The organism is Paenibacillus sp. Marseille-P2973 (assembly GCF_018101095.1).
In the GTDB taxonomy this organism is placed as follows: domain Bacteria; phylum Bacillota; class Bacilli; order Paenibacillales; family Paenibacillaceae; genus Fontibacillus; species Fontibacillus vini.
Genome location: NZ_JAGQEH010000001.1, coordinates 615,609 through 639,954, shown reverse-complemented (window position 1 = coordinate 639,954; position 24,346 = coordinate 615,609). Strand labels below are relative to the sequence as shown.

Annotated in this window: 16 protein-coding genes; 12 read left to right on the top strand and 4 right to left on the bottom strand. The window is 49.9% G+C overall.

Going from position 1 to position 24,346, the window contains the following annotated elements; genetic code table 11:
• Nucleotides 1-17: 17 nt before the first annotated feature.
• The 4 genes from KB559_RS02840 (at nucleotide 18) to KB559_RS02825 (ending at nucleotide 5,157) form a co-directional block, all read left to right on the top strand.
• Nucleotides 18-1,508, top strand: a complete 1,491-nt coding sequence (locus KB559_RS02840; protein ID WP_211020058.1) for an arylsulfatase — start codon at nucleotides 18-20, stop codon at nucleotides 1,506-1,508.
• A 19-nt stretch (nucleotides 1,509-1,527) separates the two neighbouring features.
• On the top strand, nucleotides 1,528-2,775 hold the full coding sequence (locus KB559_RS02835; protein WP_211020057.1) for an anaerobic sulfatase maturase: 1,248 nt from the start codon (nucleotides 1,528-1,530) through the stop codon (nucleotides 2,773-2,775).
• An 11-nt stretch (nucleotides 2,776-2,786) separates the two neighbouring features.
• On the top strand, nucleotides 2,787-3,620 hold the full coding sequence (locus KB559_RS02830) for a helix-turn-helix domain-containing protein (RefSeq protein ID WP_211020056.1): 834 nt from the start codon (nucleotides 2,787-2,789) through the stop codon (nucleotides 3,618-3,620).
• A gap of 136 nt (nucleotides 3,621-3,756) precedes the next feature.
• The gene (locus tag KB559_RS02825; RefSeq protein WP_211020055.1) at nucleotides 3,757-5,157 is read left to right on the top strand and encodes a sulfatase family protein; all 1,401 of its coding nucleotides are present in this window, start codon (nucleotides 3,757-3,759) and stop codon (nucleotides 5,155-5,157) included.
• 90 nt (nucleotides 5,158-5,247) lie between these two features.
• On the opposite strand, the gene KB559_RS02820 is transcribed toward KB559_RS02825, so the two are convergent.
• The gene (locus KB559_RS02820) at nucleotides 5,248-7,026 is read right to left on the bottom strand and encodes a sensor histidine kinase (protein ID WP_211020054.1); all 1,779 of its coding nucleotides are present in this window, start codon (nucleotides 7,024-7,026) and stop codon (nucleotides 5,248-5,250) included.
• Nucleotides 7,023-8,459, bottom strand: coding sequence for a response regulator (locus KB559_RS02815; RefSeq protein ID WP_211020053.1), 1,437 nt, complete (start codon nucleotides 8,457-8,459; stop codon nucleotides 7,023-7,025). The genes KB559_RS02820 and KB559_RS02815 overlap by 4 nt, the downstream gene beginning before the upstream one ends.
• 248 nt (nucleotides 8,460-8,707) lie before the next feature.
• Between KB559_RS02815 and KB559_RS02810 the strand changes: the two genes are divergently transcribed.
• From KB559_RS02810 to KB559_RS02780, 7 genes are all read left to right on the top strand, one after another.
• The gene (locus tag KB559_RS02810; RefSeq protein ID WP_244861597.1) at nucleotides 8,708-9,649 is read left to right on the top strand and encodes an ABC transporter permease; all 942 of its coding nucleotides are present in this window, start codon (nucleotides 8,708-8,710) and stop codon (nucleotides 9,647-9,649) included.
• A 36-nt stretch (nucleotides 9,650-9,685) separates the two neighbouring features.
• Nucleotides 9,686-10,573: a carbohydrate ABC transporter permease gene (locus KB559_RS02805; RefSeq protein ID WP_211020051.1), complete on the top strand. Its 888-nt coding sequence runs from the start codon at nucleotides 9,686-9,688 to the stop codon at nucleotides 10,571-10,573.
• Between the two features lie 52 nt (nucleotides 10,574-10,625).
• Nucleotides 10,626-12,260 carry an extracellular solute-binding protein gene (locus KB559_RS02800; protein WP_211020050.1) on the top strand — a complete coding sequence of 545 codons (1,635 nt, stop codon included), beginning with the start codon at nucleotides 10,626-10,628 and terminating at the stop codon, nucleotides 12,258-12,260.
• Nucleotides 12,261-12,334: 74 nt separating this feature from the next.
• Nucleotides 12,335-14,236, top strand: coding sequence for a beta-N-acetylhexosaminidase (locus KB559_RS02795; RefSeq protein ID WP_211020049.1), 1,902 nt, complete (start codon nucleotides 12,335-12,337; stop codon nucleotides 14,234-14,236).
• A gap of 20 nt (nucleotides 14,237-14,256) precedes the next feature.
• Complete coding sequence (locus KB559_RS02790) at nucleotides 14,257-16,005, top strand: glycoside hydrolase family 35 protein (protein WP_211020048.1); 1,749 nt, start codon at nucleotides 14,257-14,259, stop codon at nucleotides 16,003-16,005.
• 205 nt (nucleotides 16,006-16,210) lie between these two features.
• Nucleotides 16,211-17,731 carry a glycoside hydrolase family 43 protein gene (locus KB559_RS02785; protein WP_211020047.1) on the top strand — a complete coding sequence of 507 codons (1,521 nt, stop codon included), beginning with the start codon at nucleotides 16,211-16,213 and terminating at the stop codon, nucleotides 17,729-17,731.
• Nucleotides 17,732-17,755: 24 nt separating this feature from the next.
• Nucleotides 17,756-20,062, top strand: a complete 2,307-nt coding sequence (locus tag KB559_RS02780; RefSeq protein WP_211020046.1) for a glycoside hydrolase family 95 protein — start codon at nucleotides 17,756-17,758, stop codon at nucleotides 20,060-20,062.
• 153 nt (nucleotides 20,063-20,215) lie between these two features.
• Here the strand turns inward: KB559_RS02780 and KB559_RS02775 are convergent, their stop codons facing one another.
• Nucleotides 20,216-21,634, bottom strand: coding sequence for a family 43 glycosylhydrolase (locus KB559_RS02775; RefSeq protein WP_211020045.1), 1,419 nt, complete (start codon nucleotides 21,632-21,634; stop codon nucleotides 20,216-20,218).
• A gap of 323 nt (nucleotides 21,635-21,957) precedes the next feature.
• On the opposite strand from KB559_RS02775, the gene KB559_RS02770 reads away from it, so the two are divergent.
• Nucleotides 21,958-23,484, top strand: a complete 1,527-nt coding sequence (locus KB559_RS02770) for a carboxylesterase/lipase family protein (protein ID WP_211020044.1) — start codon at nucleotides 21,958-21,960, stop codon at nucleotides 23,482-23,484.
• Here the strand turns inward: KB559_RS02770 and KB559_RS02765 are convergent.
• On the bottom strand, nucleotides 23,465-24,238 hold the full coding sequence (locus KB559_RS02765) for a helix-turn-helix domain-containing protein (RefSeq protein WP_211020043.1): 774 nt from the start codon (nucleotides 24,236-24,238) through the stop codon (nucleotides 23,465-23,467). The two genes, KB559_RS02770 and KB559_RS02765, sit on opposite strands and share 20 nt — an antisense overlap.
• Nucleotides 24,239-24,346 lie beyond the last annotated feature (108 nt).

The window sequence follows — 24,346 nt, the reverse complement described above, 5'->3', positions numbered from 1 at the left end:
AAGAGGAGGCTTTTGAAATGGAATCAGGAACGAGTTCTAAACGTCCAAACATTTTACTGATTACGGTAGACCAGATGCGCTTTGATTGTTTAAGTATACTAGGGCATCCCGTCGTGGAGACGCCTAACCTGGATGAGTTGGCCCGAACCGGTGTGAGATTTGATCATGCTTATTCGTCGACGCCGACCTGTGTGCCTGCCCGGGCAGCTATATTCACGGGGATGAAGCAAACCTCTCACGGACGAGTCGGCTACCAGGAGAGGGTGCCGTGGAATTACCCGAACACATTACCGGGAGAACTGGCTAAATCGGGTTACCATACGCAATGTGTCGGTAAAATGCATGTCTATCCGGCACGGAGTCTGCTTGGGTTCCATAATGTTGTCCTGCATGACGGTTATCTGCACTATAATCGCGATAAACAGAATACTCCCCTACAAGAGCATTTCGAAGAAGTGGACGATTACTTGCCTTGGCTGCGCGGACAAGTCCCGGGAGCGGACCTCTTGGACCTTGGACTGGATTGTAATGCTTCCACAGTTGCAAGGCCATGGGCTCTGCCGGAACACCTGCATCCTACCAATTGGACTGTAAGTCAATCGATCGATTTCTTGCGGCGTAGAGATCCGGGCAAACCGTTTTTCCTGTGGATGTCGTTCGTGCGCCCTCATTCTCCTCTTGATCCGCCGCAAGCCTATCTGGATATGTACAAGGATCTCGATTTTCCCGATCCGGTGATTGGGGAATGGGCCATGAAGGAAGACCCGGAGGGGAACGGGTTTAATCCCGTGACTTCCAAGGGCATCGTTCCCAAGCGTCGCTTAAGAACAGCTATGGCTGCTTATTACGCGTTAATTACCCATATCGATCATCAAATCGGACGTTTTCTGCAAGTGTTGAGCGAATACGGCGAACGGAATAATACGATCATCATGTTTACTTCGGATCATGGGGAGCTGCTGGGCGACCATCATTTGTTTAGAAAGTCGTTGCCTTATGAAGGGAGCGCCCACATTCCATTTATCGTAAATGATGCGGGAGGACACCTGGATTTGGCTTCAGGATCCGCCGTGTCCGAGATCATTGAATTGCGCGATATTATGCCTTCTTTATTGAATGCGGCTTCGGCCGAGATCCCCGGTTCCGTCGATGGGGAGAGCATCTGGGATTTAGCGCGCGGCGATAAGGAGCCCCGGGAAAAGTCTTGGCGTGAGTACCTGCACGGGGAACATACCCAAGGCATCATGTCCACGCAGTGGATTACGGATGGGCGCGAGAAATATATATGGTACTCTCAAACCGGGGAGGAACAGTTCTTCAATTTGACTCAGGATCCCGGCGAACTGCACAACCTAATTCACGATCCGTCGCTGCAGGAAAAAATTCAATATTGGCGTTCTATCCTGATTCATGAGCTTCAGGGCCGCGAAGAAGGATATGTGCAGGGCGGTTGTCTGGTTGTTGGACGCGAACCTGTTTCTGTTTTGTCTCATATTAAACAGGCATAACAATGGGGGATAGAACTCAATGAGCGCATGCATTCAAACATCCAGGCCGCAACATCTTCATGTCATGTGGAAAACCGTCTCCGAGGATTGCAATCTGGCCTGTGATTATTGTTACTACAGTACGGCCGGCGGGGTTCCTCATCAACCGGTTCGAGTGATGGAGCCGGTACTTCTGGATCGGTTTATCTCTCAGTATATGAAACGGTCCTCCGGACAGGCTACATTCTCCTGGCAGGGAGGAGAGCCCTTGTTGGCCGGATATCCGTATTTTGAACAAGTGGTCTCGCTTCAGGCCAAGTATGCGCCGCCTCATACTCTGATAAGCAATGCGCTGCAAACGAATGGTACGCTTATAAATGAGACTTGGGCGCGATTTTTCAAACGTTACAACTTTCTGATCGGAATTAGCCTCGATGGACCGGAGCATATCCATAATGCCCACCGTGTAACGGGATCAGGAAAAGGCAGCTTTGACCTGGTTATGCGTGGGGTACGTCATTTGCAGCAGGCGGGTGTGGAATATAACATTTTGACGGTGATTCATGAAGATAACGTGACGAAGCCGGACGAAGTGATGGCCTTTTACAAAGAGCAGGGGTTTACATATATTCAGTTCATCCCTTGTATGGATTTTGTTTCTCAAAAGAGCGGGATGCCCGGAGTCTTCCGGATCACGCCGGAACAGTATGGGGAGTTTCTGTGCCGCACCTTTGACTTGTGGTACAACGAGGGGAATCCGGAAATATCCATTCGTATGTTTGAGAATATGGTACTTGCCATGCTGCATCGTCCGGCGGAGCTGTGCGTTCACAGCTCGCACTGTCCGAAGATGATGGTGCTTGAGACGAACGGGGATGCCTACCCTTGTGATTTCTTTATTGACGAAGAGCACAGGTTAGGAAATATCGGTCAAAGCGACCTGGAATCATTGCTTGCCAGCCCTGCTTATGAACACTTTTTGCAAATGAAGCCGATGATAAATGAAGCATGCCGCAACTGCGAATATCTCAGCTTTTGCCATGGAGGATGCCCCCGCAACCGGAATTGGCTCGATGTCAATGACCGGTCCGAGGTGGATTATTTTTGCCAAAGCTATAGGATGTTTTACGCCCATGCGTACGACAGGATGACTATACTTGCTAACCGGCTCAAAACGGAACAGTTACAAGCGTACAGGAACAGCGGTCAACCGCTCCCGGGCCGAAATGAACCTTGTCTTTGCGGAAGCGGGAAAAAGTTCAAGAACTGCTGTCAGCAGCTTGTTTAGGAGGGAGTTTCATGTCCTCTATCATTCAAAGTCAGTTTGGTGTAAACGTCCTGGACGTTATCAAAATTCAATACAAGACGCGAATCATTTTTGATTATGTTCAGTCTTGTTATACCGTCTCTTATATACAAAAGGGAGAGATGTTGACGACATCCTCCGAAGGGGAATATGTGGCTTCCGCCGGGGATGTGATGATTCATCGTCCCAATGAGCCTTTTAATGTCATTTCTAAAAGAGATGGCGTGCATTATTTGTTTAATATCAACGCTACTGTGGGTGCCGGGGATGACTTCTTCAAATTGTTTCCTTTAGGCAAGGTGATTCGAGTACGGGACCGGGACGTGTATGAGCGAAAGTTCGACGAACTGCGGAGCTTATGGCTGCAGGAGGAAGACGAATTAAGAAACGTTCAGGTCGGTTCGCTCGTTTTTTATCTCCTTTATGAAATTGTCGAAAGCACCAAGCATGGAGGCCGTCGCGCCTCTAGTGATCCCGCCGTTACGGACCGATTTAACGAAGCGCTGCAATTCATGGAGGACCGGCTGGATCAGGAGATTACCAGAGAAGAGCTTGCCAAGCTTTATCATATGAATCCCGTCTACTTTAGTAGGGCGTTCCAGAAAATATACAAGCTGACGCCGATGCAAATGCTTCGTAAGCTTCGGCTGCAGCATGCCAAGCAGCTGCTCGAGAGTACGGATTATACGATGGAGCATATCTCCGGCAGATGCGGATTTTATGACGCTTCGCACTTCAGTAAAGCATTTCAGACCGTGTATGGCAAAGGACCGTCCGAGTATCGAAAAAGTATCAAATTTACAAAAACAAGCATCGCTTCTCCATAGCCGGATGTGCCGGATTCATTTACGCTTATTATCATGAGCGGATCGCATTTGATCAGCACGATGTCGATTCGTAATCTTTCCCATTATCTATTTTATCAGTTCATCTTAGTATAAATAGAAAGGCAGGGAATCAATCATGAGAATCTTGTATTTGGATTTGGACTCGCTTCGCCCGGATCATCTGGGGTGCTACGGCTACCATCGGAATACGTCCCCGAACATCGATGCCATTGCTAAGGAAGGGGTCACCTTTACCAATTATTACTGCTCGGATGCTCCGTGTCTGCCATCCCGCTCCGCATTAATGTCGGGGCGTTTCGGCATTCATAACGGAATTGTAGGACATGGCGGTACCGCTGCCGATATGCGCAGGGAAGGGGCAAGCCGGGAATTCAATGACCGCCTGGGCATGGAGAGCCTTCCCGCTGTATTAAGGCAAGCGGACATGAAAACCGCGTCGATCAGCACGTTCTCCGAACGGCACTCCGCCTGGACGTTCAACGCCGGTTTTCACGAGGTGTTCAACGTGGGCGGAAGAGGGCATGAGACGGCGGAACAGGTGCTTCCCGTAGCGCTTAAATGGCTTGAGGATAACGGAAGCTCGGAGAATTGGTTTCTGCATCTGAATTTTTGGGATCCGCATACGCCTTATCGTACGCCCGAGGATTATGGCAATCCGTTCGCACAGGACCCCTTGCCCGCCTGGCTCACCGAAGAGGTATTCGAGCTTCACCGGAACAAGAAGGGGCAGCACAGCATTGAAGACATGAACGCGCTCGCCAAATCGCACTATCACCGTCATGCCCGTCACCATCGGAGCATAGATCAGCACGACGATTTGCGGGTTATTATCGACAACTATGATACCGGGGTTAAATATCTGGACGAGCATCTCGGGCAAGTATTCTCCAAGCTGAGGCAGCTTGGGGTGATGGAAGATACGGCTATCATTATCAGTGCGGATCACGGAGAGAACCTGGGCGAGCTCGGGATTTATTCCGAACACGGCACGGCGGATGAAGGGACCTGCCGTATTCCGATGATTGTTTCCTGGCCGGGCGGCAGGAAGGGAGCCGTGGATGACGGCCTCCATTATCATCTGGATCTCCCGCCGACCTTAGCGAGTCTTCTGAAATTGGAAGCCGCTCCATCCTGGGACGGAGAAAGTTATGCCGAAGCTATTACGGAGGAAATCCCGTCCGCCGGGCGAGATTATCTTGTCATTTCACAATGTGCCCATGTGTGTCAGCGCAGCGTCCGATTCGGGGATTGGTTATATATGCGTACCTATCATGATGGACATCATGGATTTCCGAAAGAAATGTTGTTCAATTTGAAGCACGACCTTTATGAACAACATAATCTCGCTGAAGAACGCAGAGATATTTGCAAAGAGGCCGTGTATTTGTTAAATGAATGGCATGACGAGATGATGAGCTCCATGGACTGCGATATTGATCCGATGCGGACGGTACTGAAAGAGGGCGGACCTTATCATGCCAAGGAGTACGCGGACGCCTCCGGTCATAAAGCATAGCGGTTAAAATGATACATTTTATTTGGGCTTAAAAAGGGGGTGTCCCATCTGTCATCTATAGATGACAGATGGGACACCCCCTACTTTCTGCTAAGCACCGTATTCTTGCGGTTCTATCAAAGTTCCGGGAAGCATCAACACGGTCTTCGTTCCGCTTCCCTCCCGGCTGTAGAGCCGGACACCGCAAGGATCTCCGTATTTAAGATGCAGGCGGTTATTCACGTTAAGAAGACCGATATGATCGCCCGATTCTATATTTTTCTGCGCCAGCAGTTTGGTGAGCTGTTCAAGCCTGTCGGCTGGAATTCCCACTCCATTATCTTCGACCGCGATCTCCAGCAGTCCCTCTTCGCTGGCCTCCACCGAGATCAGCAAAACTCCGCTGCCCTGAGCTTCAAGTCCATGAGCCAGCGCATTTTCGATAATGGGTTGAAGAATCATTTTTGGTACGGAAATATGAAGCCATTCCTGCGGACAGAACAGCGTGTACGTGAACTTGCCCGGAAACCTCCCCTGGTAAATCTTCACGCAAGCTTCCGCGATTTTGAGTTCCTCACCAAGAGTTACTTCCTCTTTGCCTTTGATGCTGTATCTTAGCATGGTGCTTAATGCGGTGGTCATTTCAAAGATCTCCCGGTTTCCTTTTACAATGGCAACGCCTTTAATGGTATCCAAAGTGTTGCTTAAGAAATGCGGGTTGATCTGGCTCTGCAAATAAGAGTATTCGGCCCGCTGCTTTTCCAAATCGGACTGGTAGAGCTGGGTTGAAGCATCCACTAATTGCCCCGTCAAATCATGAATCCGTGTGGTCATATCGTTGAACTGCCGGGAGATGATTTCCATCTCGGCATAGCCTCTAAGATCAACCTTATTGTTGAGCACCTGCAGGCTTCCAGCCTTCAACTGATTCATATAACGCATCAGCCGGGACAGCGGCCGCAAGAGATTCATCACAAGCACGGAGTATGGGATGGAGACGACCAACAGGGTTAAGGCCAACAGCCAAATGCTGAACTTCTTCAACTTCTCCAGTTCCTTCATTAAACTGTGGACAGGAACTGCGGTTACGATTCTTCCCGATATTTCAGGCAACTGAAAGGATTGAATGGCGTATTTCTTCCCGTTGATCGTTTCGACGGTTGACTTGCCGTCTTCGTAAGCGGCTCGGTTAAGAATCGGTTCCAACATAGCTTCCGGTTCGTTGCTATTGGAGTAAATTACGCCTTTATCATCTATCATAAAAAAGCTGGTTCCGGCCAGGCGGGGGTACTCCGAGAATTCAGTCTGAATCGCTCTCATATCCATAATAACGGCAAGATATCCGATCTTTTCCCCATATTTCGACGTATCCCCGGAAGCAAAGATATTCATCCCGAAGAGCAGCTTGCTCTTGTCGAGGATTTTATCAGGAGGGCTATAACCCCGATATTGAACGATCCCGTCATCTCCGGCTGTATCCATGAGATCTTCCACATATTTTGTTCTCCCCGCGATAGAAACTCGAGTGTTCGAACTTCCCGTCACAACAATATCCAGAATATCCGTATTCATATTTCGGGCGATGCTCAGCAACCCTTCTACCTTTTGAGATAAGTCATAGACCCGGAGCTTATCCTTCTCCAGGAGAAACTTCTGGACGGTCGAATCGTATCCCACGTTCATCATCATGGATGAAATGTTGGCGTAGTTGGCGGAAATCCGCTCTTTGAGTAGCGAGACCAGCTCCGTATTGTATTGCGTATTCTGGTTAATAATCGTTTCGCTGGATAGTTGATAGACCCGCGAGATAATAACGGGAATGAGAGCTATAATAAACAATCCGAATAACAGAACCTGGGTACGGATAGATAGTCTCTTAATTGTTTTCATTGGTTTTTGTCCCTATATTGCGTCGGCGTCATTTTAAGATGCCGCTTGAAGATCCGCGTAAAATAGAAGTAATCATGAAACCCGCATTTTTCCCCGATTTGATAGATGGAGAGATCGGTCTCCACCAGAAGCTTGCAAGCGCATTCAATCCTTAGGCGGCTAATATGCTCTACAATAGTCTCGCCGACTTCTTTCTTAAATAACTGGCACAGGTAATTGGGACTTAAGTAAAAATGATTAGCCAAATGCTGAATAGATATCTCTTGATTAAAATGGTCGCGAATATACAGCAAGATTTCTTTGACTTTTTTGTTTGAGATTTGCGAAGTATCCGCCTCGTACCTCTCCCTGAACGTATCAAGCGTCATCAGAACCAGATCATCGATCATCGCTTCGGCTGTGCCGTAACGGTAGTAGAGCTGTTCATATCCTTCAAAAAAGCGGCCGCTCACCCTGGCACCTTCCCGTGGAAATAAGTAAAGGATCGAGGTATAGAGCAGGTAAGCTTCTTTTATGGTGAAGATTCCCTCTCTGAATAACTTCTTTATCGATTCCATAGCCGCTATGAAGCCTAGCCGGTCTTTGTTTTGAAGCAGTTGAGAAATCTCCTTGAGCTTCTCGTCGATCGGATTCTCCACGGGTTGATTCCCCAAATAACATCCGGGCTTGCCTGTTGCAAACATGCTGAAGGCAGCCAGGGAGGCTGATTCCAAAGATGCGTCCAACTGGTGGATGTCCGATATTGGCGGGCCGATCCCGATGCCGCATTCTCGTGCAGCGTTCGCTTGCTCAAGGATCTGGAGGAAGGTGTCATATTGACTCTCTTCCAATAGATAGCCATATCGCCGGCGACTCATCGGAAAGACCAGGGAAGAGGTTGGTCCGACCTCGATGGGGGAACCGAGCCCTTGGATAACAATCGGGATGTGTGGCGTAGAGCGGGACAAGGGCACTCGCTTCTCATCCAACCATTGAGTGATTTGCTCGTGATCCCCTGAGCATACGGCTTCATACAGTTCATAGGTGTGATTAGAAACGGGGGGTTCCTTAACTGTTTTGGATTTGAGCTGTTGGGCTATCCGGTTGAGAATTCCTTCAATTTCTTCGATTTCAAAGGGTTTCAGGCAGTATCCGTAAGTGCCGTAATTCATCGCTTTTTGGGCATAAGCGAACTCGGCATGTCCGCTCAATACGATAAAAATAGTATCCGGCGCTACGGCTTTGCCGCGTTGTATAAGTTCCAGTCCATTCATGACGGGCATTTTGATATCCGTCAATACAAGAGTAGGGTGAAGCGATTGGATTAAGTTGAGAGCTTCTTGCCCGTTTTCGGCGTCGTCGATAACTTCAAAGCCGTATTTATTCCAATTCACCCCTGCTTTAATTCCTTCTACGATCCACTTCTCATCATCTGCAATAATCACGGAGTGCATAGGCAATCCCCCTGTCTCTCTGGTGTTCTTAGATTCATCCTAGCTATTGAAGGCCCTTGGGGGTATGGATTATTTTACGCTCACTATGTCGGATATTAAGGGTCACGGAAAGGCCAATCGAAGAAATATAAAAAATCCACATGCATGGAGTTGGATTCTCTATACTCGACAAATTCCTCTCCCCCTATAATTTATCATATAAAGCGCTTACTCGCATTGCAATCTCAGACAGAAAGGTGGGGGGAAGATTGGCTGAACCTGTAACCGTCCGCACTCCCAAGCGCAGCTTGGGCAAAACGATTTTACAGTATAAGTATTTCTACCTCATGGTGCTGCCGATATTAATCTGGTATGCCCTCTTCAGCTATGCTCCTATGTACGGTGTTACGCTGGCATTCAAAACATTTCATTACGGCAAGGGGATTTTGGGAAGTCCCTGGGTCGGCTTGGAGAACTTTCAGACCTTGCTGACCGACCCCGAGTTTCGCAGAGCATTTTGGAATACCGTCATTATCAGTTTAATGAAGTTGTTAATTCATTTTCCGATGCCTATCATTCTGGCCATTGTGTTATATGAATTTTCGAAGACCAAGATCAGAAGATTCTTTCAGACGATTCTGACCTTCCCGCATTTCATTTCCTGGGTTGTACTCGCGGGGATTGTTATCAATATTTTAAGCAAGGACGGGATCTATAACCAGATCATTATGTTGTTCGGCGGAAACCCGAGCTCCCCGCTCGTGGATGAAGGCGCGTTTAGGCCGGTGCTGTACATCACCCATGTTTGGCGGGAGATTGGTTGGGACTCGATCATTTACTTGGCAGCGCTTTCTGGAATTAACCCTGAGTTGTTCGAAGCGGCCGAGGTGGATGGCGCGAACCGCTTCCGCAGGCTGTTGAATATTGCATGGCCTGGTCTTAAGAGCACAGTAGCCGTCTTGCTGATTCTACAAGTTGGACAACTGCTGACTCAAGGGTCCAGCTTCGATCAGATCTTTAACCTGTACAGCTCACCGGTATATTCAGTGGCCGACACGATCGATACGTATATCTATAGAACTTCATTCACCGTAGGCGGCGATTTCGGTTATATGACCGCTGTAGGTATGGTTAAATCCGTAATCAGCCTGGCGCTCTTATGGGCGGCCAATACCTTCGCTAAGAAGATGGGGGAAGAAGGCCTGTACTAATTTGCAAGTAAGGGGGAGACACAATTGACTGACACAATGGAAAAAAAGACAAAGAAGTGGAGTGCTTTTGATATTGGTGCCTTCGTGATTTTGGGGCTGCTAGCGCTCATTACCTTTTTTCCCTTCTATAACGTTCTAATTATCTCGGTTGCCAAGTTTGAAGCGATCAGCAAAAGCGACTTCTATATCTTCCCGCGATCGTTCGATCTATCGGCTTACAAATTGCTGCTTCAGGATATGAAGTTTTGGACTTCTATCTTAAATTCGGTCATCGTAACCGTGCTCGGAGTCTTGTTCAGCATGACGATCTCTGTGGCTGGAGCCTATGCCCTGTCCAAACGGGGAATGCCTGGCAGAAACGCGATGCTTAGTTTGATCTTGTTCACGATGTTTTTTAACGGCGGATTGATTCCGTTTTATCTGATCGTGAAGGATTTGGGCTTTGTAAATAATATCTTCGTTATGATTATACCTGCGGGCCTGAACACCTTTTACCTGATTATAATGAAAAATTATTTCAACACGATTCCCGAAAGTCTGGAAGAGTCGGCCAAGCTTGATGGAGCGAACGACCTGTATATCCTGCTCAAAATTATTATTCCGATCTCTGCTCCGTTTATGGCAACATTTGCCCTGTTCTATGCCGTAGAAAGATGGAATGAATGGTGGTATGCTTTGATCTTTATCAGCGATGCTTCAAAAACGCCGCTTCAAATTTATTTGCGGGAAACGCTCATTACTTCTAATTCCTTACTCGGTCTCATGGCACAAACCATGGCCGAACAGCAGCAGACTGCGAAGGTTTACACGCCTGCACTGCAAATGGCAGCTGTTGTGGTGTCTAGCATCCCTATCATTGCCGTCTATCCGTTTCTTCAGAAGCACTTTAATAAAGGGATTATGGTGGGCTCCATTAAAGGATAAGAACATTCAAATACAGAGTATTATCCTAAACAATTAAAGGGAGGTTTCAAGCATGCGTAGAAAGAAAATATTAACGCTGGCAATGTGTATTACCTTAATGGCTTCGCTGCTGGCAGCTTGCGGCGGAGGCAATAATGACAAAGGGCAAACGGCAGCGAATGGGGAAGGCTCAAGCTCTGCGAACTCTTCTTCCACAGATAATCCCTACAAAGACCCTATGACCATTTCAGTAGGTTACTGGGACGCGGATGTCGAAATTGCTAACATTGAAAAAGATAAGATCGTTCAACAAATACTGGAGAAATTCAATATTACCTTAAAACCGGTCAATACGACTTGGGATGACTATGCTCAGAAGATTCAAATGTGGGCTGCCTCCGACCAATTGCCTGACATCTTCGCGATCGACGCCGTCGGCACGCAATATCAGCGCAAATGGGTTGAGCAGGGCGTCGTCAAGGCGCTTCCGGATCTCTCTCCCTATCCAAATCTTGCAAAATATTTCGAAGCTCCGGACATTAGCGGCTTAAGCGTTGACGGCAAGCATTATACCGTTCCTCGCCGGATGTTCCCAAGCGTGGACTGGAGTGCGTTGGACCGTGTTGTGCTCTATCGTTGGGACCTCGCCCAAAAAGCCGGCATCACCAAAGAACCTGAGACATGGGAAGAGTTTGAAGCCATGCTGGATGCCATCGTCAAGGCGGATCCGGAAGGCAAGAATATTGCAGGTTTGACATCGACTACTACCAAAATGCTGGGCGGTTTCTTCTGGCTGTACGGTAACCCGGTTGCCACGAGCGATGGCAGCGGCAGCGATTTCAAATGGATCAAAGAGGATGACAAGTATATCCCGGCTATTTTCTCCAAGAAGACGCTTCCGGCGCTTCAAAATATGAAAGACATGTATAACAAAGGATTGATCGATCCCGATATCGCACTAGTGAAGCCTTCGGATTCCTATGACAACTTCGTAGCGGGTAAATCGGCAGCTCTCCTGAGCGGCGGCGGGTTTATCAATTACAATAAAGAAATTTATGAAAAACGTTGGAAGTCCGCTTACCCGGATCAAGATATCACTCAGAGCGTTAAGGTACTTAAGCCGCTCGTCGGTCCGGATGGAGAACGTTCACACGCTATTTTCAAAACCTACTGGTCGGAAAGCTACTTCAGCAACAAGGTCGACGATAAAAAGATGGCCCGGATTATGGCACTCTATGATTATGTATTATCCCCGGAAGGTAAAGATTTGTTGACCTACGGCATCGAAGGCGAGGATTACAAGATCGAGGACGGCAAAAAAGTAATGATCGAAACGCGTTCTTTGATCGAGAAGTATCCGGCCCGTTTATTCCTGAAGGAATTGGTGGCTTACGAAACTTCGGACAGATACAACATGGACGACCCGACGATCGCTAACGAAGCCATACGAAAAGAAGCCGTCGATTATATCGACTGGATTTTGAAAAATACAAAGGTTCCGGACTACAATATTCTATTAACTTATATCTCCACGCCTACAAAGGATAAATTCTCGGTACTTGACCATGATGATTTGCTCAAAATCATGCTCTCCAAGGAATCGGTTGAAGATTCGTGGAATAGTATTCTGAAGGATTATAAGGCAAAAGGTCTCGATAAAATGATTGAGGAAGTAAATGAGAAGGCCAAAGAAGAAGGTATTGAGTAATCGGGTATAGAACCCGAACATACAGAGGGTGCGGCAGGGAATGGCCGCATCCTTCTACAATTTGGAGGGAAGCGATGATGATAACCGGAATTCACTTGAAGGGATTAAGTGTACAGCAGTTGTCGGCAGTCTCCGAAGTGGCGGAAATTCTGAGCATCCGAATGGATCAGGCAGGCATTCCAGTGGATTGCAAGAACCAAGGGAAAGGCATCCGTGTGTCATTTGGCGCGGGTCAGGCTACTATCGAGTTCGAGAAGGAGCATCAGTTGATTCGGGGGATCAGCCGGTTTCTCGAGCACGTACGCCGAGGAGAAGAAACGTTTGAAATCAAGGAACAGCAGGCCTATGAACAGCTAGGCTTTATGGCGGACTGCTCGCGCAACGCTGTTCTAAACGATCAAGGATATAAGGAATTGATCCGCCGTTTATCGCTCATGGGTTATTCGTCGGTTCAACTGTATACGGAAGACACGTATGAGCTGAAGGAATATCCTTACTTCGGTTATATGAGAGGGAGATATACCGGCGGACAAATTCAGGAGATGGACAAGTACGCTGCACTTTTTGGCATAGAGCTGGTTCCTTGCATTCAGACGCTGGCCCATCTGGGTCAAACCTTGAAATGGCAGGCTCATGCACCGTTGGTGGATTGTCAGGATATTCTCCTGATCGACGAGCCCGGGACTTATGATTTGATCGATCGTATGTTTGCTTTCATGGCCGTAAATTTCCGCAGCCGCCGAATCAATATCGGTATGGATGAAGCACATATGATGGGACTGGGAAAATATCTCGACAAGCACGGTTACCATGATCGTTCAACGTTGATGCTTAAACACTTCGGCAAAGTGATGGAGATCGCCAGGAAATATGGTTTCCATACGATGATGTGGAGCGACATGTTTTTCCGTCTGGCAAGCTCGGGAGAGTATTATGATACGGAGAGTCCGATTCGCCCCGACATTATAGAGATGATTCCGGAAGATGTTACGTTGGTCTATTGGGATTACTACTCGGAAAAGCAGGAGATTTATGACGGAATGCTTCGTAAACATAAGCAGCTCAGCGACAACATCGGGTTTGCTGGCGGAGCCTGGAAGTGGATGGGCTTTGCTCCGAACAACGAATTCAGCCGCAAGGTCAGCCTGCTGGCACATGAGAGCTGCATCAAATATGGCGTTAAAGACGTGCTGGTGACAGCCTGGGGAGATAATGGCGCCGAGGCTTCCGTCTTCTCGGTACTTCCATCCCTTCAACTATGGGCAGAGTTATGCTACACGGGACGTTCGGAGGAAGATTATATGCGGGAGAGATTCACCACTTGCACAGAGGGCAATTACGATGACTTCATGACCCTTGACGCGGCTAATCTGGTTCCAGGCAACCCCGCACCCGGAGGAAATTCCATCAATCCGGCAAAGTATTTGTTGTATCAGGATATTATGTACGGGTTGTTCGACCGCCATGTTGTACCGGATGCATATACGGAGCATTACCGGTTGAGTGCGGAAAGACTTGAAGCGGCGTTATTGCGCAATCCGGCTTGGAAGCCCCTATTCTCCGTCCAGGCAAGCTTATGCCGATTGCTTGAGGTCAAGAGCGAAGCAGGAATACGCATCAGGGATGCATACCGCCGAGGAGATTCGGAGACACTGGCCCGTTTTGCCGATGTGACTTTGCCGCTGCTTTCCGATTTGACCGAAAGGTTTATGGACGAATACCGGATCCAATGGGAGAAGGAAAACAAGATATTCGGGCTTGATGTCTTTGATCTGCGGATGGGAGGCTTGCTTCAGAGAATCCAAACTGCCATTCGTCGAATCCATCGTTATGTAGAAGGGGATCTGGACCGGATTCCGGAATTGGAAGAGGAACTCCTGACCTTCGACGGTCTCGTTGATGAAGACGGTCCAAGAGCGATCAGCGCGAATTTATGGCATACGATCGCAACCCCTTCCGTGATCGCAGGGGTTTAGGGAGAAAGGAAGAAGAAACTATGAGTAATTTATCCATATCGGGCGACCAGTTTCTGTTGAACGGTCAGCCGTTCCGTCTTCTCTCCGGGGCTCTGCATTATTTCCGGATCGTTCCGGAATATTGGCGGGATCGTATGTTGAAGCTGAAGGCTTGCGGACTGAATACGGTAGAAACCTATATTCCTTGGAATTTGCATGAACCGGAGGAAGGCCGCTTTTATTTTGAAGGTCTGGCTGACATTGAAGCCTTCGTTCGACTAGCCGGGGAACTGGGCTTGCATGTGATCCTGCGGCCGAGTCCCTTCATTTGTGCCGAGTGGGAATTCGGCGGCTTGCCCGCATGGCTGCTAGCGGATGACAACATGCAGCTCCGCTGCGATTATAAACCTTATTTGTCCAAGGTTGACGCTTACTTTGACGAACTGCTTCCGCGTTTGCGGCCTCTGTTAAGCACCCAGGGCGGCCCCGTGCTCGCGCTTCAGGTTGAGAACGAATACGGGAGCTATGGAACCGACAAAGCTTACTTGAATTATTTGAAAGAAGGAATGATCGCCCGCGGCATGGATGTACTGCTGTTTACCTCGGACGGAGCCGAAGATCGCATGCTTCAGGGCGGGATGATCGACGGGGTGTTCGCCACGGTCAATTTCGGATCCCGTGCCAAAGAATCCTTTGCCAAACTTCGCGAATATCAGCCGGCGGGGCCGCTGGTATGCATGGAATTCTGGAACGGTTGGTTTGACCGCTGGATGAAGCCGCATCAGACCCGCCCCGCAGCTGAAGTGGCGGAAACGCTGGATGAGATGCTGGCTTTGGACGCTTCTGTCAATTTCTATATGTTCCATGGCGGAACGAACTTTGGATTTATGAATGGGGCCAATCTGTTCGATGAGTATGAGCCTCTAGTAACCAGCTATGATTATGATACGCTGCTGGACGAATCCGGAAGGCCGACGGGTAAATTTTACGCAGCCCGGAAAATTATCGAGAAATACGTAGATCTGCCGCCGCTGGAATTGCCTCCAGGGATTGAGTCGCGGGCTTACGGGAAGGTACGGATGACAGAATGTGCGCCATTGTTCACCCAGTTGGACGCATTGTCTCATCCTGTGCGCAGATCGTGTCCCGAACCGATGGAGAAGCTTGGGCAGGCGTATGGATTTATTTTATATTCAACGAAGATCACGGGACCAAGCAGCGGAAGGGAGCTTATCCTGCAAGAAGTACGCGATCGTGCGCTTATTTTCGCCAACGGAGCCTATATCGGTACGGTTGAACGTTGGAATCCGAAGGGGATACCTTTGGAAGTCCCGGCGGAGGGATTGCAGATCGATATTCTGGTGGAAAATATGGGGCGCATAAACTACGGCCCTCAGCTCCGTGATCCGAAAGGAATCACATGCGGGGTGAGGCTCGGCTATCAGTTCTTGCATGATTGGACTATTCGGTCCTTGCCGTTGACCGATCTTAATGGTTTGTCGTTTGTTCCTGATGGTGATTGCGACGAACGCCTTGAGCCCGTCTTTTATCGGGGCAGTCTGCATGTTGACGAGCCGGCGGATACGTTCTTGCGATTGGATGGATGGGGCAAAGGGCAGGCCTTCATCAACGGCTTTAACCTAGGCCGTTACTGGGATAAGGGACCGACTAAGACGCTGTACGTGCCGGCTCCGCTTCTTCGCGAAGGCGGGAACGATATTATCGTGTTCGAACTTCATGGCGTAAAGGAGCCCGTCGTTTCTTTTGTAGATCAGCCTGACTTTGGATGAAGTCTTGATCGGCCCAAAATTTCAAATAGCGCAGGCTTCCTGAAGAGGAGGGCTGCGCTTTTCAATATAAGTTGGCAAGAGGCTTGTTAGGCCAAGGCGAAAAAGCTATGATAAGTTTTGTGTGCGCTTTCAAAAGTGGCAGGCAATCAAGGAACATCTTTTCAAATAGAGCATGTTTAAGACAACGAAGGAGGCAAGTGGAGCAATGGTCAAAACAACGATTACGAATCCGGTCATTTGGGCCGATGTACCGGACGTCAGCGTCATCCGCGTAGGAACGACGTTCTATATGGTGAGCACGAGCATGCATTCCATGCCAGGCTGCCCGATTATGAAGTCGGACAATTTAATGGATTGGGAGCTTGTGAACTATGTCTTCGATATGCTTGAAGATCATGACGCGCATCATTTACTCGATGGAGAAGGCATATACGGTAACGGCTCATGGGCTGCCAGTCTGCGCTACCACAAAGGAATGTACTACGTATGTTTCTCGTGCAATGATATGGACCGATTCTACGTTTACCGGACGAACGATATCGAGCACGGACGTTGGGAAAGATCCGTACTTGGCGGACTCCATCATGATCCGGGTTTGCTGTTTGATGATGATGGCCGCGTCTATGTGTTCTACGGTAACGGCGATATCCATATCACGGAGCTAACACCGGACGCGACGGCGTTGAAGCCGGGCGGTATTAACCGGTTACTGTTCGAGACGGAGCGTGAAGGGATCGGTTTACGAGCCGAGGGCTGTCATGCCTATAAGCTGAACGGATTTTATTATCTGTTCTTTATCGAATGGCCGAATACCGGCAATTGCCGCCGCAGACAGGTTGTCTACCGTTCAAGGGAACTGTTGGGACCGTACGAGCATCGCGTCGTGCTGGATGACGATATGGGCTACCACAACAAAGGGGTTGCGCAAGGAGGTATCGTCGATACGCCGGCGGGAGAATGGTACGCTGTTCTGTTTCAGGATCACGATGCTGTAGGCCGGATCCCCTGTGTCGTCCCTGTACATTGGGAGAATGACTGGCCGGTATTTGGAATCGACGGCAAAGTGCCGTCGTCCTTCGAGGCGGACCTGCCGGAGAGGCTGCCGAAGCCGCTTGTCATCAGCGACGACTTCGACTATGACGAGAATAAACTGGCGTTAAACTGGCAATGGAACCATAATCCCGACAACCTGTTATGGTCGGTGACGTCGCGTCAAGGGCACCTTCGGTTAATTACGGGGCGTCCGGCGCAAAGCGTTGAATATGCCCGGAACACATTGACGCAGCGTACGGAAGGACCGCGCTGCACGGCGATGACGACGGTTGACATTACCGGAATGAAGCCGGGTGATCGTGCCGGGCTGGTTGCCTTACAGCATGATTTTGGCACCGTCGGCGTGCAAATGGAGGAAGACGGCAGCCGGTACGTTGCAATGACTGCTGCTTCCGGAGACGGCGCTGAAACCACGGTCGAGCGTATTCGTTACGAAGGAGACATAATCTATCTTAAAATCAAGTTTGACTTCGAGGATAGTGCGGATACGGCCGAGTTTCACTATTCTTCGGACGGCCACCGGTGGGAAACCATCGGCCGCCCGCTGCAGCTTAAATATACGCTGGATCATTTTATGGGCTGCCGGATCGGCTTATACAACTATGCGACGAAGGAAGCGGGAGGGTTTGTGGACTTCGATTATTTCCGCTACGGTATGGATTCAGAACATTGATTAAGGAAGGAAGGCATGAATTAGATGACTGATTCATTGCAATTATGGTATCAACGGCCTGCGGAGAACTGGGACGAAGCCCTGCCGATCGGCAGCGGCCGACTCGGCGGCATGATCTTTGGCAGAACTGTGGAAGAGCGCCTTCAACTTAACGAAGATTCCATTTGGTCCGGAGGCCCGATGGACCGTAACAACCCAGACGCGCTGGAGCATCTGGCAGAGGTTCGGCGGCTGCTTGCGGACGGACGATTGTCTCAAGCGGAAAGGCTCGCTGCGATGGCGTTATCCGGAACGCCGGAATGCCAACGCCATTACGAGCCGCTCGGTGATCTATGGATTGAGATCGGACATGAGGAAGCGGAAGTGTCGGACTATCGGCGAGAGCTTGATCTAAAGAACGGAACGGCTACCGTCAGCTACCAATGGCGCGGCGAACGGCATGAGCGCGAACATTTCGCCAGTTATCCGGACGGTGTCATCGCCGTCCGATTATCTGCCGACCACAGCAACGCCGTTTCGTTCAGGCTGCGCTTCACGCGCGGGCATCAGCGTTTTCTTGACAGCTTGCGGACCGAGCCGGACGGCCTGCTCGTTATGAAGGCGGGCCTCGGTGGGGCGGATGGAATTAATGTCTGTTCGATGATCGGCGTTCAAACAAAAGGGGGACACATCCGGTCAATCGGCGAGTTTCTTGTAGTAGAGGATGCGGATGAAGCCGTTATTTTTATCGCGGCTGCGACCACCTATAGGCATGATAATACGGAAGCGGTGTGCCGGGAGACGATTCGGTCGGCTCGTACCCGCGGATATGCCGAGTTGCGGGAAAGACATATTGCTGACAACAGCAGTCTCTTCGGACGGGTCGAGCTCCGGCTTGGGAATGGAGAAGGATCCGCTGCAGCCGCTTTGCCTACAGACGAACGGCTCGCCGCGGTGCGGGGAGGTTCTGAAGACAATGGTTTAACAGCGTTATATTTCCATTATGGCCGATACCTGCTGATCGCAAGCAGTCGGCCCGGCTCGCTCCCCGCCAATTTGCAAGGCATCTGGAACGAGCATTTCACGCCTCCGTGGGATTCGAAATATACGATCAATATCAACGCGCAGATGAACTACTGGCCGGCAGAGAGCTGCAACTTGTCCGAATGCCATGAACCGCTCTTTGATCTGCTTGAGCGGATGAGGCCAAACGGTCGTGAGACGGCACGCCGGATGTACGGTTGCCGCGGGTTTGTAGCACATCACAATACCGACTTGTGGGGCGATACGGCACCGCAGGACATTTACATGCCTGCTACGGTTTGGCCGATGGGTGCGGCTTGGCTTTGTCTTCACCTGTGGGAGCATTACGCCTACAATCTTGATCGGTCATTCCTCGAGAAAGCGTATGAGACGATGAAGGAATCCGCGGATTTCTTTATCGACTACATGACGGAGACGGCGGATGGGAAACTTGTCACCATGCCTTCCGTCTCGCCCGAGAACGTTTACCGCTTGCCGAACGGGGAGACGGGCACGTTGTGCATTGCGCCTTCGATGGATAGTCAGATTATCGATGAATTATTCGGGGCATGTATCGAAGCTTCGATGCTGCTCGGCATCGACGATGATTTCCGGGATCTGCTTGCCGAAGCAAGGTCGAGGCTGCCGGAACCGAAGATCGGACGTTATGGACAGCTACAGGAATGGTTGGAGGATTACGAGGAAGAAGAACCGGGACACAGACATATTTCGCATCTATTTGCCCTGCATCCCGGTTCCCGTATTACACCTTACGGAACGCCCGAATTGGCGACGGCGGCCCGGATAACGCTCGAGCGCCGGCTTGCTAGCGGCGGCGGTCACACAGGGTGGAGCCGTGCTTGGATCATCAATCTATGGGCGCGGCTGCGCGACAGCGATGAAGCATATGGGAACTTCATGGCGCTCTTACGCCACTCGACGCTTCCCAACCTGCTCGATAACCATCCGCCGTTCCAAATTGACGGTAATTTCGGAGGTACCGCAGGCATCGCGGAGATGCTGCTCCAGAGCCACGAAGGCGTCATTGATCTACTGCCATCGCTACCGAAGGCATGGGGGGACGGATCAGTCAAAGGGCTGCGTGCACGCGGCGGGTTCGAAGTCGATATGAAATGGGTTGAAGGCAAGCTGAGCCAGGCGGTAATACGTTCTGAACACAGAGGAATATGCCGGATTCGGAAAGACGATTCGCGAAGGCTTGTCGTTGAGACCGATGCGGGAACGAGGGTCGATGCCGGAACGGAAGGAAATGAAATCACCTTCAAGATTTCCGCTGGGACAGCATACAAGATAACGACTCATTCATGAGGCGGATGGCATCATGCTGAATAATTCAATTTACGATAAATGCAAACGGCAGTCGGATCTTAGTCCGGCTGCCGTCTTTTTAATATTATTTACAACCAAGTAAGAGGATCTGGGGTAAGCAGAAGACGAAGCCAAATGTGAAACGCTCGCTCGTTATTCCAGTGTGAACGAAGCCAGACTCGCGTTGCCGATTCCCTTATAAGTGAAATAGAGGGCGTGAACTCCGTCCGGAATGGCGATATCGGCTTCATACGTCGTCCATACATTCGTGAAATCCACCGGAATCGAGCCAAGCGGCGGACCGTCCCATGCCGTCTTGACCTCGAAGCTTCCTCGGGCATAGCCTCGGACTTCGATCTTCATGCTCCGCACATTTTCGCAATGAAAATACTTGAACCCCGCCGTTGCGGAATCCTGCATATTGGCGATATAACCGACTTCCTCGTCCCCGTCCTTCCCGTCCTGCGTGATCTTCGGGAATCGGCCGTCCATCCAGGCGCCATGCGAGCCCGTATACCGCTCATCCGCAGCCGCCGTAAACAGATGGCAGGCCAGGTAAGCCGGGTACTCGCCTCGCCCTTCCAGCGGGCCGCCATTCGGTCCGCTCGTTGTAATCTCCACTTGCGGTATGGTGCCGTCTTCAAGGATAGCGATCGGCTCGATACAGCCCTGACGGCTGAAGCTTGTTCCGTTTGTATGCCGGTGATAGAAGATGTACCACTGTCCGCCCGTCTCCACCATACCGCCATGATTGTTTCCCCCATAGAACATAGGCTTATCCGCCGGTTTATAGGTATCGATATGCAGATCATTGTTGCTGACGATGACGCCGCGGTACTCAAAACCACTCGTTGGATAAAGACTGGTCGCATAGCACAATTCGTGCATGACGATCGAAGAATAAACGAAATAGTAGGTATCTCCGTGCTTTCGGATGGAAGGCGCCTCGAAGAATTCATGTCCTTCGAAGCCGGTTCCTTTGCCGTACGGTTCGCTAGGAGCAACGAATACCGGATCTTCGGAGATGGTGAGCATATCCGGTCCGAGTACTGTAGCCATCGAGCCATGACGCGACCGGTCACCGATCGCACAGAACCCGGTATACAGATAAGTGAGATCTCCTTCCGTCAAGACGCCCGGGTCGAATTGCGGTTCGTCTCCCTCCCGTTCACCTAAACGCGTACCGTCGGAATACCGCACATAACCGTAGAACTCATACTTGCCGGCCGGGGTGTCACAGACGGCGACCGAGACGACGGACACCTTGTCCAGAACGTAATAAAGGTAATAACGTCCGTCAGGGCCGCGGGTGACATCGGGGGCATAAAGACACATATGGCCGTCCGGATTGAGCGGATCATCACTTTTCTTATATATCACGCCTTCGTACCGCCAGTCCCCCAGATTGTCCGCTGGTGCCGACCAACAAACATAATCGTTCAGACAAAATACATGTCCGTTAAAACGATCATGCGATCCGTATACGTAGACTCTGTCCTCAAAAACATGCGGTTCCCCGTCAGGGATGTATTCCCATGACGGCAGATAAGGGTTAACTCCTTGTAGCTTCATCCGGTATCAACTCCCAATCATACTATTCAGCTGCAATGATATCGTATTGCTTGTTTTATTTGTGCTTTCGCGTGAATCGTAACGTCCAAAGGAATAAATGTCAACAAATTATTTTTAGAATAGAATAGGAAAGATCAAGTTTGATATCCCAAGTGAAAATAGAATAAACGTTATTAATAAATAGCCATTTGGCATTTATAAATTTAATGAATATTAGAATAAATCAATTACAAGTGAGGATGCATCATTGTTTTCAGCGGGGGCACATCTTATAATTTTCTGAATCGCCGGGAACGGCCGGAATAGAATAGGAGGCGTTGGTTATGCTTCGAGTCGCAAAAGTCGAAAATGGGATGGTTCAGGGACTGCCGGCAGCGGATCCCCGGATTACAAGCTTTAAGGGGATTCCGTTTGCAGCTCCGCCGGTAGGAAAGAACCGATGGCGTGCCCCCCAGCCGGTAGAAAATTGGGAAGGCGTGCTTAAAGCATATGAATTCGCACCGATTTCCTTGCAGGTAAGACAAGAGATTGACGATAACAACATTTATACCCGGGAGTGGGCCGTAGAACCGGATATCGTGATGGATGAGGATTGCTTGTATCTTAACGTGTGGACGCCGGCCAATAGCGTCGATGAGAAGCTGCCGGTGTATGTCTGGTATTTCGGCGGCGGGCTCCAGGTCGGCCATACGGCGGAAATGGAGTTTGACGGCGAACGGATAGCGCGAAGAGGAGTCGTGGTGGTAACGATCAATTATCGTTTGAACGTATTCGGTTTTTTAGCCCACCCGGAAATCACGGCGGAAGCGCCGGACGCTCCCGCTAACTTCGGCCATCTCGATCAGCAGGCGGCTACCAGATGGGTCAAGCGCAATATTGAGGCATTTGGCGGGGACCCGGACAATATAACGATCGGCGGACAGTCGGCGGGGGGCTGGAGTGTCTTGAGCCAGCTTGCATCTCCTCAGAACGAAGGTCTCTTTCAGCGAGCCATTGTTCAAAGCGGAGTATTTACGTCCCTTTATCCTAATAAAGGCATGCCTGATTTTTGGACAGAGTTGGGAGAAGCGGAACGGGCGGGCGTCACATTTTTTGAATATCTCGGCGTCTCCACGCTTGAGGAAGCGCGGCGGCTGGATGGAACCTATCTGCGGGACAAAGCGGTGGAATACCAGGGCTTTTGGGGAACCGTGGAAGACGGGGGATTTAACGTTGGCAACCCGTTTGATTGCTTCCTGCAAAATAAACGCTGGATGGTGCCGGTCATGTTCGGCCATACCTCCTCCGAGTTTTTCAGCGTCCCGAATGTCGAAACGCAGGGTGAGCTCGAGAGGATGGCCGCAGATATGTTCGGCAACGATGCCGAAGAATTCCTGAAATTGTGCGGCGGTCAGTCAGTCGACATTGAGGAGGCCAAGAAGAGAGCCTCGGTGAGCGGCATCGAGTATGCCATCCGCTTAGCCGCACAGGCTAATGCCGATAGCGGCGCCAACACTCCGTTGTATTATTATAATTTCGATGCGGACATCCCAGGCTGGGATAACCCCGGTACTTTCCATTCCGTGGATCTCTGGTTTTTCTTTGAGACGCTCGCCAAATGCTGGAGACCGTTTGTCGGCAAACACTATGATTTGGCTCGACAAATGTGCAACTACTGGGTGAACTTCATTGCTTCAGGAAACCCGAATGGAATAGATTCCACCGGAGAGGAGCTTCCTCATTGGAACCCCCTCATGCCCGAGACTCCTTATGGAATGCTGTTTGCGGACCGGGCCGAATATCTCGAAGAGGAACCTAGCGAAATGATGAAGTTTCTTGTAAAGCAATATTTTAAGAAAGAGCACTGTTAAGCTTCTGAAAATTTCTTGGCGTGTGGCCCGTGATTTGTTTGAACTGCCTGCTGAAGTGTTCGACATTTTGATATCCGCAACGGGAAGAAATTTCGGCGATCGATTGCGTGTTATGAATCAAGTATTCTTTGGCTATACGGATACGGTGGTTGATGACGTCATCCATGCAGGAAACGCCGAAGGTTTTCTTGTAAATGTTCTGTAAATAGCCCGTACTGATCTGAAGGTACTCCGCCATTTTCGAGACCGACCAGTCATCGCCGGGATGGTTCTGAATCGCGGTCCGCAGCCTCAATAGATTGTGGTATTGCGGCGTAAGCTCGCCGCCGTGGAAATAGGATTCAAGCAGCTTGTTGAACAGCGTACGGAGCAAGCAGTCGAGGGAAGAATGTTTATAGTCCCGTTGATTGTTGTGTTCGATGACCAGTAATTCAAACAGCTTGCCGCAATATTCCGGATCGATCAAGGCGAAAGGTACACCTGTCGGCAGCGGCGATTCCGCTATGTAAGGCTCGTTGGTCTCGAAGCGAATCCAATCATTGACGAACTGGTCAACGCTGGAACGGTAATAGACTTTTTGGTTCGGACGGTAGATGACGGCGCAATGTGCGGGATACGTCTTGAGCTCTCCGTCGACCCAGAATTGAGCCGGGGTTTTGGTGAGAACAAGCAGCCAGTGATAGCCCACCGGCACGTCGACCACAAAATTACCGGCGTGTGACGTATTGCTTTCAACATAATGAATCGTCGTCAAACGTACTCCTCCTTTTTAGGCTGCCATCATTATATCATAGCGCGAAATCGGGAAATCCACGGATAAGGCAGCCTTTTTTTATTCGATTGGCTTTTCATCCCCATTCAC

Coding starts and splice junctions, on each gene's coding strand:
- KB559_RS02780 (WP_211020046.1), top strand. CDS start 17,756: ATGACTGATTCATTGCAATTATGGTATCAACGGCCTGCGGAGAACTGG.
- KB559_RS02825 (WP_211020055.1), top strand. CDS start 3,757: ATGAGAATCTTGTATTTGGATTTGGACTCGCTTCGCCCGGATCATCTG.
- KB559_RS02775 (WP_211020045.1), bottom strand. CDS start 21,634: ATGAAGCTACAAGGAGTTAACCCTTATCTGCCGTCATGGGAATACATC.
- KB559_RS02795 (WP_211020049.1), top strand. CDS start 12,335: ATGATGATAACCGGAATTCACTTGAAGGGATTAAGTGTACAGCAGTTG.
- KB559_RS02800 (WP_211020050.1), top strand. CDS start 10,626: ATGCGTAGAAAGAAAATATTAACGCTGGCAATGTGTATTACCTTAATG.
- KB559_RS02815 (WP_211020053.1), bottom strand. CDS start 8,459: ATGCACTCCGTGATTATTGCAGATGATGAGAAGTGGATCGTAGAAGGA.
- KB559_RS02830 (WP_211020056.1), top strand. CDS start 2,787: ATGTCCTCTATCATTCAAAGTCAGTTTGGTGTAAACGTCCTGGACGTT.
- KB559_RS02805 (WP_211020051.1), top strand. CDS start 9,686: ATGGAAAAAAAGACAAAGAAGTGGAGTGCTTTTGATATTGGTGCCTTC.
- KB559_RS02770 (WP_211020044.1), top strand. CDS start 21,958: ATGCTTCGAGTCGCAAAAGTCGAAAATGGGATGGTTCAGGGACTGCCG.
- KB559_RS02785 (WP_211020047.1), top strand. CDS start 16,211: ATGGTCAAAACAACGATTACGAATCCGGTCATTTGGGCCGATGTACCG.
- KB559_RS02790 (WP_211020048.1), top strand. CDS start 14,257: ATGAGTAATTTATCCATATCGGGCGACCAGTTTCTGTTGAACGGTCAG.
- KB559_RS02820 (WP_211020054.1), bottom strand. CDS start 7,026: ATGAAAACAATTAAGAGACTATCTATCCGTACCCAGGTTCTGTTATTC.
- KB559_RS02840 (WP_211020058.1), top strand. CDS start 18: ATGGAATCAGGAACGAGTTCTAAACGTCCAAACATTTTACTGATTACG.
- KB559_RS02835 (WP_211020057.1), top strand. CDS start 1,528: ATGAGCGCATGCATTCAAACATCCAGGCCGCAACATCTTCATGTCATG.